Genomic DNA, 427 nt, shown 5'->3' on the forward strand with positions numbered 1-427 from the left:
GGGCAAGGTCACCGGTTTTGTACAGCTTGCTATGGGCGGGGTCGTGACTAAATGGATTATCAATAAAGCGCTCAGCATTGAGTTCAGGGCGGTTTAAGTAACCACGAGCAACCCCAAGGCCTGAAATATATAACTCACCCGGCGCACCAATGGGCATGGGCTGCAGTGACTCAGATAACACATGAAGATTAACGTTAGGGTAGGCTTTACCTATGCCTTGATGAAGACGTGGGTAGGCCTGCGCGAGCATCGCACCGACTGTGGCTTCCGTTGGGCCATATTCATCGAAAATAGCGTTCACATGGTCGCTTAATGCGGCGATGGCCTGCTCAGTCAGCGCTTCACCACCGAGCATTAGGGCATCAACTTGTGCATCGCTGCCAGGCAATAGCGCCATGGCAAGACTGGGTGTGGTTTTCACAAAGCC

1 protein-coding gene is annotated in these 427 nt (G+C 52.7%); it reads right to left on the bottom strand.

The features are described 5' to 3' along the window. The coding region (locus tag BB427_RS02200; protein ID WP_139119002.1) for an AMP-binding protein at nucleotides 1–427 on the bottom strand (427 nt) is incomplete at both ends.

It is taken from the genome of Pseudoalteromonas sp. BMB, from assembly GCF_001709235.1.
Classification (GTDB): domain Bacteria; phylum Pseudomonadota; class Gammaproteobacteria; order Enterobacterales; family Alteromonadaceae; genus Pseudoalteromonas; species Pseudoalteromonas maricaloris.